15 protein-coding genes are annotated in these 15,219 nt (G+C 58.9%); 10 read left to right on the forward strand and 5 right to left on the reverse strand.

The genetic code is table 11. From position 1 onward, the window contains the following. The first annotated feature begins 1 nt into the window (after position 1). Together SWE17_RS14860 and SWE17_RS14865 are read left to right on the forward strand one after the other, a co-directional pair. Positions 2 to 1,276, forward strand: coding sequence for an FCSD flavin-binding domain-containing protein (locus tag SWE17_RS14860; protein WP_322993842.1), 1,275 nt, complete (start codon positions 2 to 4; stop codon positions 1,274 to 1,276). 104 nt (positions 1,277 to 1,380) lie between these two features. Continuing rightward, positions 1,381 to 2,001 carry a c-type cytochrome gene (locus SWE17_RS14865; RefSeq protein ID WP_322993843.1) on the forward strand — a complete coding sequence of 207 codons (621 nt, stop codon included), beginning with the start codon at positions 1,381 to 1,383 and terminating at the stop codon, positions 1,999 to 2,001. Between the two features lie 88 nt (positions 2,002 to 2,089). Here SWE17_RS14865 and SWE17_RS14870 read toward each other — a convergent pair whose 3' ends face one another. Next, positions 2,090 to 3,187 (reverse strand): YeeE/YedE family protein, encoded by a 1,098-nt coding sequence (locus tag SWE17_RS14870; protein WP_322993844.1) that lies wholly within the window; start codon positions 3,185 to 3,187, stop codon positions 2,090 to 2,092. 82 nt (positions 3,188 to 3,269) lie between these two features. Then, positions 3,270 to 4,334, reverse strand: coding sequence for a YeeE/YedE family protein (locus SWE17_RS14875; RefSeq protein ID WP_322993845.1), 1,065 nt, complete (start codon positions 4,332 to 4,334; stop codon positions 3,270 to 3,272). 104 nt (positions 4,335 to 4,438) lie between these two features. Here SWE17_RS14875 and SWE17_RS14880 point away from each other — a divergent pair, with 104 nt between their 5' ends. Together SWE17_RS14880 and SWE17_RS14885 are read left to right on the forward strand one after the other, a co-directional pair. Beyond that, positions 4,439 to 4,948: a thioredoxin fold domain-containing protein gene (locus SWE17_RS14880; protein WP_322993846.1), complete on the forward strand. Its 510-nt coding sequence runs from the start codon at positions 4,439 to 4,441 to the stop codon at positions 4,946 to 4,948. A gap of 65 nt (positions 4,949 to 5,013) precedes the next feature. After that, positions 5,014 to 5,718, forward strand: coding sequence for a Crp/Fnr family transcriptional regulator (locus tag SWE17_RS14885; RefSeq protein ID WP_322993847.1), 705 nt, complete (start codon positions 5,014 to 5,016; stop codon positions 5,716 to 5,718). 18 nt (positions 5,719 to 5,736) lie between these two features. On the opposite strand, the gene SWE17_RS14890 is transcribed toward SWE17_RS14885, so the two are convergent. Next, the gene (locus SWE17_RS14890; RefSeq protein ID WP_322993848.1) at positions 5,737 to 6,315 is read right to left on the reverse strand and encodes a rhodanese-like domain-containing protein; all 579 of its coding nucleotides are present in this window, start codon (positions 6,313 to 6,315) and stop codon (positions 5,737 to 5,739) included. A 197-nt stretch (positions 6,316 to 6,512) separates the two neighbouring features. Beyond that, a complete protein-coding gene (locus SWE17_RS14895; RefSeq protein ID WP_322993849.1) occupies positions 6,513 to 7,445 on the reverse strand; it encodes a LysR family transcriptional regulator in 933 nt (310 codons plus the stop codon). A 108-nt stretch (positions 7,446 to 7,553) separates the two neighbouring features. Between SWE17_RS14895 and SWE17_RS14900 the strand changes: the two genes are divergently transcribed. Genes SWE17_RS14900 through SWE17_RS14910 form a run of 3 tightly spaced genes read left to right on the forward strand, consistent with a single transcriptional unit; the run spans position 7,554 to position 12,110 of the window. Continuing rightward, positions 7,554 to 8,933 (forward strand): ribulose-bisphosphate carboxylase, encoded by a 1,380-nt coding sequence (locus tag SWE17_RS14900; RefSeq protein WP_322993850.1) that lies wholly within the window; start codon positions 7,554 to 7,556, stop codon positions 8,931 to 8,933. A 32-nt stretch (positions 8,934 to 8,965) separates the two neighbouring features. After that, positions 8,966 to 9,745 (forward strand): CbbQ/NirQ/NorQ/GpvN family protein, encoded by a 780-nt coding sequence (locus SWE17_RS14905; RefSeq protein ID WP_322993851.1) that lies wholly within the window; start codon positions 8,966 to 8,968, stop codon positions 9,743 to 9,745. After that, positions 9,690 to 12,110 (forward strand): nitric oxide reductase activation protein NorD, encoded by a 2,421-nt coding sequence (locus SWE17_RS14910; protein ID WP_322993852.1) that lies wholly within the window; start codon positions 9,690 to 9,692, stop codon positions 12,108 to 12,110. The genes SWE17_RS14905 and SWE17_RS14910 overlap by 56 nt, the downstream gene beginning before the upstream one ends. A 49-nt stretch (positions 12,111 to 12,159) precedes the next feature. Here the strand turns inward: SWE17_RS14910 and SWE17_RS14915 are convergent, their stop codons facing one another. Then, complete coding sequence (locus SWE17_RS14915) at positions 12,160 to 13,020, reverse strand: energy transducer TonB (protein ID WP_322993853.1); 861 nt, start codon at positions 13,018 to 13,020, stop codon at positions 12,160 to 12,162. 88 nt (positions 13,021 to 13,108) lie between these two features. On the opposite strand from SWE17_RS14915, the gene SWE17_RS14920 reads away from it, so the two are divergent. The 3 genes from SWE17_RS14920 to SWE17_RS14930 all read left to right on the forward strand — a co-directional run. Beyond that, on the forward strand, positions 13,109 to 13,573 hold the full coding sequence (locus SWE17_RS14920; RefSeq protein ID WP_322993854.1) for a rhodanese-like domain-containing protein: 465 nt from the start codon (positions 13,109 to 13,111) through the stop codon (positions 13,571 to 13,573). A gap of 207 nt (positions 13,574 to 13,780) precedes the next feature. Next, positions 13,781 to 14,407, forward strand: coding sequence for a peroxiredoxin (locus tag SWE17_RS14925; RefSeq protein ID WP_062402895.1), 627 nt, complete (start codon positions 13,781 to 13,783; stop codon positions 14,405 to 14,407). Between the two features lie 93 nt (positions 14,408 to 14,500). Then, on the forward strand, positions 14,501 to 15,219 hold a 719-nt coding region (locus SWE17_RS14930), incomplete at its 3' end, for an MBL fold metallo-hydrolase (RefSeq protein ID WP_322993856.1).

Here is a 15,219-nt window from a genome sequence, read left to right on the forward strand (position 1 = left end):
CATGCAACGTCGTCATTTTTTGCAGACTGGCTCCGCTTTGGGTGCCATGGGACTGGTTTCGGGCTGTGCCACCGTGGGTGGCGGCAGCGGCCCCAAGGTGGTGGTAATTGGTGGGGGCTATTCCGGCGCCACGGCCGCCAAATACCTGCGCATGTGGTCTGAGCACAAAATCCAAGTCACACTGGTCGAGCCCAACGATGCCTTCATTTCTTGCCCCATCTCCAATTTGGTGATTGGTGGCAGCAAGACCATCGCCGACATCACCACCCCATATGACAACCTGACCAAGCGTCATGGCGTGAAGGTGGTCAAGGACCGCGTTAACAGCATCGATGCTGACAAGCGCATCGTCAAGCTGGCAGGTGGTACCGAGTTGGCTTATGACCGCCTGATCGTCTCTGCTGGTATCGACTTCATGTGGGAAACCTTGCCTGGTATGAACAAAGGGGATGCCAAGGACAAAGTCATGCACGCCTGGAAAGCTGGCGCTCAAACTGTCACCCTTCGCAAACAACTCGAAGCCATGCCCGACGGCGGCGTCTTCGCCATGTCCATCCCGCTGGCCCCCTACCGCTGCCCCCCCGGCCCTTACGAGCGTGCTTGCCAGGTGGCCGAGTACTTCACCAAAGCAAAGCCCAAGAGCAAGGTGCTGATTCTGGACGCCAACGACGACGTGACGTCCAAAGGTCCGCTGTTCAAAAAAGCCTGGGCCGAGCGCTACAAGGGCATTGTCGAGTACCGCGGCAAGCACCGCGTGACCGATGTGGACGCCACCACCAACACTTTGAAGTTCGAATTCAACGACGACCTCAAGGCCAACGTGCTCAACGTCATCCCCAACATGCGTGCCGGTGACATCGCCGTCAACGCAGGCCTGGCCACCGCCAACAAGCGCTGGTGCGAAGTGGACTTCCTCACTTTCGAATCCAAGGCCGCCAAAAACGTGCATGTTTTGGGTGACTCGATCCAGATCGCGCCGGGCATGCCCAAGTCGGGCCACATGGCCAACCAGCATGGCAAAACCTGCGCCGCTGCAGTGGTGGCCTTGTTGATGGGCAAAGAGGTCAACCCTATGCCGATTTACAACAACACCTGCTACAGCTTTGTCAGCTCGGAAGACGTGGTCCACGTCGCCAGCGTGCACAAGTACGATGCCGAGAAGAAGACCATGTTGACCGTTCCCGGCTCGGGTGGCGTGTCGAGCGCAGCCAACGAGCTCGAAGGCCGTTACGCTCACGCTTGGGCCCGTAACATTTGGGCCGACACACTGGCTTGATGGCACTGGCCCAAAACGCCGCAGTCACCTGACTCGCGGCGTTTTTTTACGACAAATATTTGTCTGAATTTTTCTCTCCCATGCGTTCGATGTCGAGGTGGATCATGAACACACGCTTTACCCCAGGCCGTTGGGCCCCTGCCGTTTTGTTGCTCTGCGCAGCCTGGTTGTCGCCATCGGCCATGGCCCAGGCCGATGAGGCCCGCGCCAAGAAGATCGTGGGCGGCTCCTGTTTTGTGTGCCATGGTGCCGAGGGCGAATCGTCCAGTGAGGTGTTCCCGCGTCTGGCTGGCCAGCACTGGGAATACACGGCCAAGCAGCTCGAGAACTTCAAATCTGGCAAACGCAAGAGCACCGCCATGGCCGACATGGTGGCCAAACTCACCCCCGATGAAATGGTGGCGCTGGGCAAGTTCTTTGAAAAACAAAAGGCCGAGGTTGAACCTTCGAAAGACGCTGGTTTGGCGGCTGTCGGAAAATACATTTATCACAACGGCAACAAATACAGCGGCTTGGCTTCTTGCGCCAGCTGTCATGGTGCCGAGGCCAAAGGGACCACCGCACTGCCGCGTCTGGCCGGGCAGTATTCGGGCTATACCGAAACCCAGCTCAAACAGTTCAATCAGCGTGAGCGCACCAACGACAACGCCGTGATGCACGCCATCGCCAGCAAAATGTCCCCCTTGGAAATGGCCGCTGTGGCCGAATACCTGAGCGGGAAATAAGTCGCTCATCGCCCGTGGTCGGGGCTGCCGAAAAATGCAGCAAAGCTCCTGTGGGATCGACGCCTTGGTCGCGTGAAGGCTTGCTACCTCAGGGGCGCTTGAAACCCTCAGCGGGCAGGGATGTCGGTTTGTCCGCAGCGCCCCCATCTAGCCAGCGGTCTGTCAGGCCTGCGCCCACCCACATGCCCACCAGACTCAGCCAAGCGGTCAGCGCAAATATGGCACCGCCCGTCACGCCCGCGCCCACCGCGCAGCCGCCTGCCAGCATCGAGCCAAATCCCATCAGAATGGCCCCGCTGATGTAGCGGCGCATGCTGTAACCGTCAGAAAAACCTTCCAGCTTCCAGTCGCGGCCTATCAAGGCCCCGATCAGAGATCCAACAAACACACCCGGCATGAGGCCAAAGTCAAAGCCCACTGCCGGTGCTGGCCAGTGCATTATCCGCATCAGCCACTCAGCCGAGGGGCCGCTGAAAGTGAGTCCCTGAATCTGAACCGGGTCAAAAGACTCGGCAGCTACCCATTGGCTAAAACCCCAAGCGGCAGCCACGGATAAACCGGTACCAATGCCGCCCAGCCACATCCACATATTGCGTTGGGGGCTGCGCAGGGCAAAAAACAAGGCCGCAGCCAACCAGATGCCGCCCATGGCCAAACCGGCCCAGTGGTTCATGCCCGTCAGGGCCAACAAGTCGCGTGGCGCCCCCCCCTCAACGGTCCACCAACTGCTGATGTGCGCGCGCAGTGGTGACAAAGCCCCGCCCAAAGCAGCCTGCGCCGTGACTGCAAAAATCAAACCGGAGAGAAGGGCGCGTAAATTGCCATTGGCTGAAAGCACCAGTAAACGGCTGGCGCAACCCCGCGTCATGACCATGCCCACGCCGAAAAGTAAGCCGCCCATCAAAGCACCTGAGATGCTGCCCTTGGCCGAAATTTGCCGCGCGGTGCCCGTGTCCAACCAGCCTAGCAAGACCATGAGTTGAACGCCAATGACCGCAGACGAAAAGGCCAACAACCAGACCGAAAGTTTGTCGCCAAAGCGGCGGTGCCAAAACTCAATGACCGCGGCCCGCAGGCAAAAACGCGAGCGCTGCGCTAAAAAACCAAACGACAAACCCAGTAAACCACCGCCAGCAGCCAGAACCGCACCCTGTCCATATGTCTCTAACCATTGCGCCATCGACATGGTTTTCTCCATTCATATCCGTCATTACTGATATGGAATGTACGCCTTAACGGGTAGTGCGCAATTGACGCGCATCAAGCGTTCAGATTTGCCAACCCATTTGACGGTGAATGCGCCAAGATAATCCTGCGCCCAGCCAGATCGCGATCAGGGTCAGCCAAGCTGTGAGCGAGAACAGGGAGCCCCCAGTCATACCCGCACCCACGGTGCAACCACCAGCCAACACGGCCCCAAAACCCATGAGCACAGCGCCTGTGAGGTAGTGGCCCAGTTTGTTTTCGGTTTTGAAGCCTTCAAATTTGAAGTCTCCGCCCACCAACGCACCCAGCAAAGAGCCCACAAAGGTGGCGGGCAACAAGCCAGCATCAAAGCCCCAGCTGGGAGATGTGTTGCTGGAGAGGGTCCGCATCAGCATTTCTGCCGACGCACTGCTGAAGCTCAAGCCTTGAATTTGTACCGCCTCAAACGACTGGGATGCAATGGCTTGCGTCAGGCCCCAGCCCAAGGCAATGCTCAAACCGGCCACGATCGACCCCAGCGCCAAGCCCCAACGGTGTTGGTGGGTTTTGAAGAAAAAATACACACCGATGAGCAAGGCCAGCAAAGCGATCACCATGCCGCCGTGGGGGCCTAAGCCCGAAATTTGCAACAAATCGCGCGAGGGCCCACCGTCGACGAGCCACCCATTGGCCAAAGCTTGACGGGCGGGAGCCAGCCAACCGGCGATGCTAGCTTGCACCGTGACCGCAAAAACCAAACCCGACAGAAGGGCCCGCAAATTGCCGTTGGCCGACAAAATCAGCAAACGGCTGGCACAACCGCGCGTCAAGATCATGCCCGCGCCAAACAACAAGCCACCCAGCACCGCACCAGAAATGCTGCCTGCGGGTCCGATGTAGCGCGAATCTGAAGGCTTGAGCCAGCCCATCAGCACCAGCGCCTGCACACCCACCAAACAAGCCCCAAATGCCAACCACCACACGCTGAAGCGATCGCCTGTGCGGCCTTCACAGCACTCGACCACGGCAGCTCGGGCGCAAAATCGGGTGCGTTGCGCAGCCAAGCCAAAAATAAAGCCGACCAAGGCGCCCGCCATGGCCAAGACATTTGAATCGCCCCAGGTTTCGAGCAAGCTTGCGAGATTCACGGATGACTCCAATAATTCACTGTTTTCTTATATAGCAAGGGCATTGCGTGTAAAGTCGTATTCAACCCCACGCAAAACCCTCTATTGTCCACGGTTCGCAATTCATGGCCATTCATTCAAGCTTATTTCCCTTGTTGACCCCGCGTCGCCGCGAGTGGCTTTTGTGGGTAGGTGCGTCCTTGACAGCACTGCCGGTAATGGCCCAAGTGCAGGCATCCAGAAGCGCGGCCGCCACCTTGCCAGCAGCCCAATCGCTGCCCGACGAACTCGCCCGCGCCCTGAAAAACAAGCAGCCCCTTATCGTCATGGTCAGCCTTGATGGTTGTGTGTTCTGCCGTCAGGCGCGCCAAAGCCACCTCTCTCCCATGCAAAAAGCCGGTACGCCTATCGTCCAAGTAGACATGCGCAACAACCAGCCTGTGCTGGACTTTGCCGGTAAGCTGACCACGCACGATGAGTTGACTCGGCAGTGGAAAGTCTCCATCACGCCCACGCTGCTGTTTTTTGGGCCCGGCGGCAAAGAGGTCGCCGAACGCATGGAGGGCGCTTATTTGCCCGACTTTTATGGCCCGTATCTCGAAGAGCGTATGGCACGGGGTCGCCGAGCGCTTTGATACCCAAACCACAGGCCATGCCCCTTCAGTTCTCAGGCGTGGCTGCGGCGTGCTAAATTCAAAACATGATCCCCATCAAGATTGACTCGGCTTGGAAAGGCACCTCGGACTGCCGCAACTGCGGCATCCGAGACATGGTGCTCTTTGCCGACCTGAACGAACAGGACTTTGGCGAAATCCACACCCCCATCGACGACATGGTGTTCGCGGCTGACGCCCCCCTTTACACCGAAGGCCAAACGGCGGTAGGCGTGTTCACGCTGCGAAAAGGTATGGTCAAGCTGGTGCGGGCCACCGCTGACGGCCGTGAACGCATCGTTCGCGTGCTGCGCCCCGGCGACGTGATCGGACTCGAAGCTCTTGCCACAGCCCGCTACGACAGCGAAGCCATCGCTCTGGTCGAAGCCCAAGTCTGCCGCATCCCCCTGTCGGTGTTGCACCATCTGTCGTCGAATTCGCCGCGCCTGCACAAACGCCTGATGCAAAAGTGGCAGCAAGCCCTGAAAGACGCCGACGATTGGCTTGCAGATTTGAACTTCGGCTCGGCCCGCCAACGCGTGGCCGCCTTGGCTCTGAAAATGCGCGACCCCGACCAACCAGACTTCACCTCGTTTTTTGCGCGCGACGACATGGGTGCCATGCTCGACATCAAACTAGAAACCGTCAGCCGCGAAATCAGCAGCCTGGTTCGCGATGGTGCCCTCAAGCCTTGCGACAAACAGGGCCGGCGCTATGAAATCACCAACGAAGTGTTGTTGCAGCGCCAGTGATTGAGGTCAGGCAACTGCTTAAAACTCGTCTTTGACGCTGGTCAGGCCCAGGGCGTCCCAGTCCAACATGCCGCCGCGGTAGTAATAAATCTTGTTGGCCGGAAAGCCATCGCGGGTCATGGCTTTGATGGCCATGGGGCTTTGGGGGCAGACGGGGCCGTTGCAAAAGGCGTATACCTTTTTGGCCGATTCGCAGTTCCATTGGCTGCCATTTTTCTTGCAACCCAATTCGTTCATGCGGGCCGCCACTTCGGTGTAGGGAATGCCGACCGAGCCGGGAATGGTGCCTTTGACGCGGTCGTTGGTGTCACGCATGTCCAGCACGATGGCGTTGCGGTCACTCAAGGCCTCGAGGATTTCAATCTCACCCACCGGATGCACGCCGGCCACGGGCACCAAGGGCTGCAAGTTGCCGCCGTTTTTCGCGCAAGGGGTCATGGTGCGGGTGATGGTGACGGGCCCTTTCGCGGTTTGGACCACGACCGATTTTTGGGTGTCGATGATGTTCAACGGCGTGCCCACGGCGATGGTGGCGGCTTGACCAAAGGCCAAGCCAGACAGGCTCAGGCCCAAAATCCAGGCAGCGATTTTTTTCATGTGTTGTCTCCGTTCGATCGCCATAAATGGGCCTATGGCCCCGCTTGTCCGGGATTTTAGGAGCGCGTGATTCAAAATAATTGATTCAAATCAATCGATCAAACGTTGGGAGAAGGCTTGAATGGAAACGATGCGGCCTTTGGTGGTGACCGGACCACTGCGGTCGGTTGGGCGCTGGTGGTTTGACCAACCCGACCTCAGGTCTTGGGCCAGTGCATACCAAAGCGTTGCGCCAGGTGGCTTTCGGCTTCTTCGAGCATGAAGTAGCGAAAGGCCTCGGCCGCAGGCGAGAGCATTTTGGATTGGGTGTGCACCACGTTCCATGAGCGCACCACGGGTGCGCCTTCCACATCGAGCATGCAGATCAGCTTGTGCTCCAGCTCCAGGCCAATGGTGTGCAGCGACAAAAAGCCCAGGCCCAGCCCCGCCATCACGGCCTGCTTGATGATCTCGTTGCTGTGCAACTGGAGTTTCAAGCGAGGCTCGACATGCGTGTCTTCAAAAAACTTCTCCATCGCAGCGCGGGTGCCCGCGCCTTTTTCGCGCACGATGAAGTCATAGGGGCGCAGGTCTTCTACACGCAGGTGATCGCGCTGGGCCAGTGGGTGGTCCACGGACGAGACAAACACATGCGGGTGCGCCGCAAACGGCTCGGCCCGGGTTTGCAGCTCTTTGGGAGGGCGGCCCATCACGGCGATGTCGACCTCGCTGTTTTGCAACATGCCCACGAGCTGATCGCGGTTGCCGATCAGGATCTGGATGTCCACACCTGGGTGCAAATTGCGAAAGTCGGCCAGCATGTTCATCAAAAAATACTTAGCCGTGCTGACAAAGCCAATCGTCAGCACACCGGTTTCGGCCCGCTGCAACCGGGCAGCGGCGTCTTCGGCGTCTTTCACGGTGGCCAAAATTTTGCGGGCATAAACCAGCATGTACTCGCCCGTGGTGGTCAGGCTCACTTGCTTGCCGCGCCGGTCAAACAAGGGCATGCCCACATGGCCTTCGAGTTCCTTGACCTGCATGGTCACGGCGGGCGGGGTCAGGTGCAGGTTTTCAGCGGCACGCACAAAGCTCAGGTGACGGGCCACCTCGTTGAACACGCGAAGTTGGCGGAAGGTGGCGTTCTTCATTCAGTCTTTGCTTAATTTAGTTGCGATTAATATTGAATTTACCTTATTGCAGAAGATTTTTAAAGTCCAGTCATTGCTTCAACCCACAAACTTGACTGGAGACTGAAAATGGACCAAAGCGCACGTTATTCCGACCTGAGCCTCAAGGAAGAGGACCTCATCCAAGGTGGTCGCCACATTTTGGTGGCTTACAAAATGAAGCCCAAATCGGGTTATGGCTACTTGGAAGCTGCAGCGCACTTTGCTGCTGAATCTTCCACCGGTACCAACGTCGAGGTGTCAACGACAGACGACTTCACCAAAGGCCTGGACGCTTTGGTTTACTTCATCGACGAAGCCACCGAAGACATGCGCATCGCCTATCCGATGGATTTGTTCGACCGCAATGTGACCGATGGCCGCATGATGATGGTCTCGATCCTGACGTTGGTCATTGGCAACAACCAGGGCATGGGCGACATCCAGCACGCCAAGATCCACGACATTTATTTCCCCGAGCGCGCCATCCAGTTGTTCGATGGCCCGAGCAAAGACATCTCGGACATGTGGCGCATCTTGGGCCGCCCCATCAAAGACGGTGGCTACATTGCCGGCACCATCATCAAGCCCAAACTGGGCCTGCGCCCCGAGCCATTTGCACAAGCCGCTTACCAATTCTGGCTGGGTGGTGACTTCATCAAGAACGATGAGCCACAAGGCAACCAGGTGTTTGCGCCCATGAAGAAAACCATCCCGCTGGTGGTCGATGCCATGAAGCGCGCCATGGACGAAACCGGCCAAGCCAAATTGTTCTCGGCCAACATCACCGCCGACGACCACTACGAGATGTGCGCCCGCGCCGACTTCATCCTGGAAGCCTTTGGCCCAGATGCCGACAAAGTGGCTTTCCTGGTGGATGGTTTTGTGGGTGGCCCCGGCATGATCACCACCGCACGCCGTCAATACCCCAACCAATACTTGCACTACCACCGCGCAGGCCACGGCATGGTCACCAGCCCCAGCGCCAAACGCGGTTACACCGCCTTTGTGCTGGCCAAGATTTCGCGCTTGCAGGGGGCCTCGGGCATCCACGTGGGCACCATGGGCTACGGCAAGATGGAAGGCGAAAATGACGACCGCATGATCGCCTACATGATCGAGCGCGACGAGTGCCAGGGTCCGGTCTACTTCCAAAAGTGGTACGGCATGAAGCCCACCACCCCCATCATCTCGGGGGGCATGAACGCGCTGCGTTTGCCAGGTTTCTTCCAAAACTTGGGCCACGGCAACGTGATCAACACCTCCGGTGGCGGCTCGTATGGCCACATCGACAGCCCAGCTGCTGGCGCGATTTCTCTGCGTCAGTCGTATGAGTGCTGGAAGTCGGGTGCTGATCCGATCGAGTTCGCCAAAGAGCACAAAGAGTTCGCCCGTGCGTTCGCTTCGTTCCCCGGCGACGCTGACAAGCTCTTCCCAGGCTGGCGCGACAAGTTGTCGGCACACAAGTAAGCCGACCCGACGTCCAATAACAGGAGCCCACCATGACCAGCGAACCCCTGTATCACCCACAAGGCGATGAGTTGGCTTTGTATGAAGCCGCTTACGCTGCACGTTTGCCCGTCATGGTCAAGGGCCCCACGGGATGCGGTAAGTCGCGCTTCGTGGAGCACATGGCCTGGCGCTTGGGCAAGCCACTCATCACAGTGGCTTGCAACGAGGACATGACGGCCTCCGACCTGGTGGGCCGCTATTTGCTCGACAGCCAGGGCACGCGTTGGGTGGACGGGCCGCTGACCCAAGCGGCCCGCACCGGGGCGATCTGTTATTTGGACGAAGTGGTCGAGGCACGGCAAGACACCACGGTGGTCATTCATGCACTGACCGACCACCGCCGCTGTTTGCCCATCGACAAAAAAGCTGAAGTGGTGCAAGCCCACCCCGACTTTCAATTGGTCATCTCGTACAACCCAGGCTACCAAAGCGCGATGAAGGATTTGAAGCCTTCGACCAAACAACGCTTTGTGGCATTTGATTTTGATTACCCCTTGCCCGATTTGGAAGCCCAAATCGTGGTGAGTGAAACTGGCATCGACACGGCCACAGCCACGCAGTTGGTGCGAATTGCGGGAGCCGCCCGTGCGCTCAAGGGCCACGGCCTGAGTGAAGGCGTGTCTACCCGCTTGCTGGTGTATGCGGCCCAGCTCATGCGCCAAGGTGTTGCGCCACGCGACGCTTGCCGTATGGCCATGGTGCGCCCCATCACCGATGACTTGGACATCCGACAAAGCCTGGACCATGCCATCGATGCCTGCTGGGGCTGACCCCACCCCCAATCCCAACGCGCCTTGGGCACATGACCCCCAAGTGTTGGCGGGGTGGCAAGCCTTGGACTGTGCTTTGCCCGCCGTGCGCCCTGTGTTTGAAGCCTGCGCACACGAAGCCATTGCGCGTCTGAGCCCGTCCTCTTTGCAAGCCTTTTGGCAGGGCGGGCGTCAGCTTGGCAAACTCGGCCGAGGTGCGGCTCCTGTGCTGGCATGGCTGACCTATTGGCCTGAAGTGGTGGAAGCTTTGGGCGAGAGCGCTGCGGATCAAGCTTTGGAAGCTGTCATGGCTTTGCTGCTGCGCATGAACAAGTCGCCCAACAGTGCTGCGATGGCCCCCTTGCTCACCAGCCTCGGGCCTGTGGCCCAGCGCTTGGGTGGTTTGTCTGTGTTGCAAGCGTATTTGCAGACGGTTGGTCATTTCATGGATCGCACCACCGGATCTATTCATGGCCGACAAGCCACCTTGCCCAGCGCGGGTTTGCCGGAGTTGCTCTTGCAAGCCCCGCGACTGTTGCAAACACTGTCCTTGTCAGGCTGGCAAGCGTGGGTGGATTTTGGAGCACGTGCGTATGCGCACCACCCACCCCAACAAGAAGACTACTTTGCCTTGCGCAGCCCCGACAGCTTGGCTGTGTTGCAGCGTGAACGCCACGGCACTTTGCTGCGTGATGCCGAGCGCACGCTCAGCCTGAGCCTGCAAGCCATGTGGCAATTGCAAGCGCATTTGCTGCCCCTGCCCACCGCACAAGTGAGTGCAGAGCACGGGGTGCAGGCAGTGTCGGTCTTACCTTGCTTATTGCTGGAATCTTCCGACAAAGGGCCCAGCTACGCCATGGGCTTGCCAGATGTGTTGGATGCGCGTGATGGCGTCAGCGCCTTGGACCGTTACCGCCTCATGCTCATGCACATGGCGGGACACATCCAGTGGTCCACGCCCTGCATTGCCGACAACTGGAGCCCGATGCAAAGGCTTGCAGTGGAGTGGTTTGAGGACACCCGCATCGATTGGCTATTGATGCGCACGTGGCCCGGTCTACGACACAGCTTGCTGGCACTGTACCCACCCGTGCAAGAAGGCGGCTGCAACCAGGCCACGCACGCCTGTGTGCTGCACCGTCTCAGTGTGTGGAGCCGCAGCGTGTTGGATGAACGCTTTGAGGTGCAAGACCCGCAACTGCGCGAGTGGCGTGATCGTTTCATGGCCTTGGTCGATGGGCAAGGACAGGGCACGGATGCCGAGCAGGGCGTTGTCACGGGGCAAGTACGCACGGCCCAAGTGGCGCAGTTGGCGCTGCAGTTTGTGGCCCGCACACGCCGCCCCAGCGATGCGCAGGCGCAAGTGTATTTCGAACACACGCAAGTGGACTGGCGTGACGACAACCGACACCTGTGGCAATTCATTGAAGACGGTGACGAAGAAGATACCGCACCTAGCCCAACACGTGTGGATGATGAAGAGCTGCACAGCTTGCCGCCTCAGCTCTACCCCGAGTGGGATTATTTGGCTGGCAGTGAGCGCCCCGACTGGGTGAGGGTGTTTGAATACCTACACCCACCCGGCCATGCGTCAGACATTGACCAGTTGTTGCTGCGTCATGCCGCTCTGTCCAAACGTCTGCAACGTTTGCTCGATCAACTCAAACCCCAAGGTCGCACCCGCGAGCGGCATTTGGAAAATGGCAGTGAGCTGGACTTGGATGTGGCCTTGGCCGCGCACATCGACCTGAAAACGGGCCACACCCCGAGTCACCGCGTGGAGCAACACATCAAACCTGTTGAGCGTGATGTGAGTGTGCAATTGGTGATGGATTTGTCGGCGTCCCTGAATGAAAAAGCGCCGGGTTCGGAGCAAACCGTTTTGCAAATCAGCCAAGAGTCGGTGGCTTTGCTGGCGTGGGCATTGCACCAGTTGGGCGACGCTTTGGCCATTGGCGGTTTTCATTCCAACACACGACACGATGTGCGCTACATGCACATCAAAGGTTTTGAAGAGCCGTGGGCAGACCCTGTCAAGTCCAGATTGGCCGCGCTGGAGCCCGCTTACTCTACCCGCATGGGCGTGGCGATTCGCCATGCCGCACGAACGCTGATCAAACGCAAAAGCACCAAGAAAATTTTGTTGGTGCTCACCGATGGCGAACCCTCTGACGTGGATGTGACGGATCCGAACTACCTCATGCACGACGCCCGCCAAGTGGTGCACAGCTTGCAAGCGCAAGGGGTTTTTGTGTGGTGCATTCAGCTGCACCCTGCGCACGAGGCGAGTGTGCGGCATGTGTTTGGTGACCATTGCACTTTGGTCGATCGAATGGGGCAGCTGCCGGAAACTTTGGCCAATTTATTCTTTAGGCTGACCCGCTGACCCGCTGACCCGCTGACCCGCTTGCCAGCGCTCAAGCCCCGTGAGGCGTTCAACGCCCAGTCTTGCTCGATCCCCATTGGTCCATCAGGCGCTGATCGCGGGCGCTTTCGGCTTCGACGCTGTCTTGGGGCAGTTGGCGCAGGCAGTCGGCCAGCGCTTGGGGGTCCAGTGGGGCGGTCGGGGTGGGCGTGGCGACCACTTGGGGCGATTTACCGTCCCAAGCAAAAGGGTTGCGGAACACGGGCGGCTCGGGCTTGCAGTCGTCCCTGTAAATGGACGGCCCGTCGTTGGCAAAAGGTGAAAACGAAATCGTCTTGTCAAAAATCAGCGGTTTGCCCGTGGGTGTGGGCGGCAGCGGCGGCATGTTTTGAATGGCATGGCGGGCGAGCTGTTCGGCCTTGGCCGATGTGGTCCACAGCGTTTGCACTTGCGTCAAGCGGCCATCCGGGGCGATCTCGATGCGAAAGCGCACCACGCCCTGGTCGGGGCCCTCAACAGCGGTGCCCATCATGCTGCGCACTTGCTGGCCCCAGCTGTAGCGGTAGCCCTTGCTGTTTTTGTTCGTGTAGTTCGCGGCAAAAGCCCATTCTTCGGCGGTGGGTGGCGGGGGCGCGGCTAGGCTGGCGCGGGGGCGATCGGGTGAGGGCGCTGGGGTCGGAGCCGGCAAGGCAGTGTCGGGCGGGGGTGGCGTGGTGGGCGCAGTGATGGGTGTTGTGGGGGGCGCTGATGGCGGTTCAGGCAGCGGCTGGCGCGGCGGCGGGATCAGTTCCAAAAAGACAATTTTTTCAACGGGTTGGGGCGCTTTGGCTGGGCTGACGTGTTGGAACGGGTAGCCACTGGCCAGCAGCCACACGGCTGCGTGCAAAGCCAGCGTGAGGAAGAGCGCGGTGAAATTTTTGTCTCTGGACATGTGCGCCGAGGCTTTTGTGGGAGTTCTTGCTGCCGTTCAGCGACAATATTCGTTTTGACTGATATTACCCGACGAAGTGGAGACCCCTATGCGCTTGCGTACCCTCGCCCTTGTCGCCACCACCGCTGGCAGCTTGCTGTTGGCCTCAGCGGCCCACGCCGACAACAAAGCCATTGCCACCGACGAGATGGAGGCGTATCTGGAGTTTGTGGACTACGGTGGCGGTGTGATTTTTGCCGAGCAAATTCCCAAAGACGAGTGGCCCAAGATGGTGGTGATCGATGCGCGTGACCCGGCGCAATTTGCCAAGGGGCACATTCCTGGCGCGGTCAACATGGACTGGCGGCAGGTGCTGGCCAAGCGCAACACCATCCCCAAAAACAAGCCTGTGCTCATTTATTGCAACACCGGGTCGCTGTCGGCCCAGGCCGGTTTTGCGCTGCGCGTGGCGGGCTGGGAGAACGTGCGCATCTTGCAAGGCGGCATGACAGAGTGGCAGGCCAAAGGCGGTTTTGACGCGGCGGCCAAAGCCGCAGGGCCAGCCAAGCATTGAGGCTTGTGGTTTTGGAGCCATGCATGGCCAAGACCTTGAGGGCTTGCGATGGATCAATTTTGTCGATTTCACGACCGCAATTGTCACTATGCCATTCATTGCGATAACTCATACCCAATACCTTCAGGGGTATGTACAGTTGACCCTGTCGATTGAATAAATCTCTCGATTTCGAAAACCGATAGTCAAACTCAAAGGAAACTCGCCATGTCCATGCCCCTCATCAACGAAGCCGCTCCCGCCTTCAGCGCCAACACCACCCACGGCCCCCGAAGCCTCGCCGATTACAAAGGCAAGTGGCTTATCTTGTTCTCGCACCCTGCCGACTTCACGCCTGTGTGCACCACCGAGTTCATCGGTTTTGCCAAGCGTGCCGAGTTGTTCAAGAGTATGAACTGCGAATTGCTCGGCTTGTCGATTGACAGCATCTACTCGCACTTGGCCTGGATGCAAAGCATTCAGAACAACTTTGGTGTGGAGATTCCTTTCCCCATCATCGACGACATCAAGATGGAAGTGGCCCAAGCCTACGGCATGATCCACCCCGGTGCGGCCGACACCCAGGCCGTGCGTGCCACCTTCTTCATTGACCCCGAAGGCAAGTTGCGCGCCATGGTGTACTACCCCATGAGCAACGGCCGTTCGATCGAAGAGTTTGTACGTTTGTTGCAAGCCATGCAGACCAGCGATGCCAACAAGATCGCCACCCCTGAGGGCTGGACGCCCGGTTGCGACGTGATCGTGCCACCACCCAAAACCCCCGAAGCCATTGCCAAGCGCAAAGGCGAGGGTTACGCCATGAAGGACTGGTATTTCTCCACCAAGTCCCTGTAAATTGAAGGCTTGCCCCCTTGCCGCCCAGCGGCAGGGGGTGTCAAGGACCTTTGTTGTTCCACTGCCAAGGAAGTCACCATGAGTTCAGCCCACATGCACATCGAATCGTTTTTTGATCCGGCCACGTTCACCTTCAGCCACATCTTGGCCGACCTGAGCACCCGGCAGTGCGCCTTGATCGACAGCGTGCTGGACTACGACCCCAAGTCGGGCCGCACCAGCACCGCCAGCGCCGACCAGTTGGTGGCGCGTGTGAAGGCACTGGACCTGCGTGTGCAGTGGATTTTGGAGACGCATGTGCACGCTGACCATTTGTCGGCCGCGCCCTATTTGCAAAAGCAGCTGGGCGGCCAATTGGCCATTGGTTCACACATCACCACGGTGCAAAATGTGTTTGGCAAGCTGTTCAACGCGGGCACCGAATTTGCCCGCGACGGCAGCCAGTTCGACCGCTTGCTGGGCGACGGCGAGACGTTTCAGATTGGTGCTTTGCAGGCGCAGGCCCTGCACACCCCCGGCCACACCCCGGCGTGCATGACCTATGTGGTCACAGATGCCAGCGTCGATACTGCGCGGCAGGTGGCCTTTGTGGGCGACACCTTGTTCATGCCCGACTACGGCACGGCGCGCTGCGACTTTCCTGGGGGCAGTGCCAGCGTGTTGTTCCAGTCGATCCAGAAAGTGCTCAGTTTGCCGGACAACACCGAGCTGTTCATGTGCCATGACTACCCGCCCGAGACCCGCCAGCCCCAGTGCGTGACCACCGTGGCCGATCAGAAAAAAGCCAATGTGCATGTGCACCAAGGCGTGAG

Source organism: Limnohabitans sp. (assembly GCF_034680285.1).
Lineage (GTDB): Bacteria > Pseudomonadota > Gammaproteobacteria > Burkholderiales > Burkholderiaceae_C > Limnohabitans_A.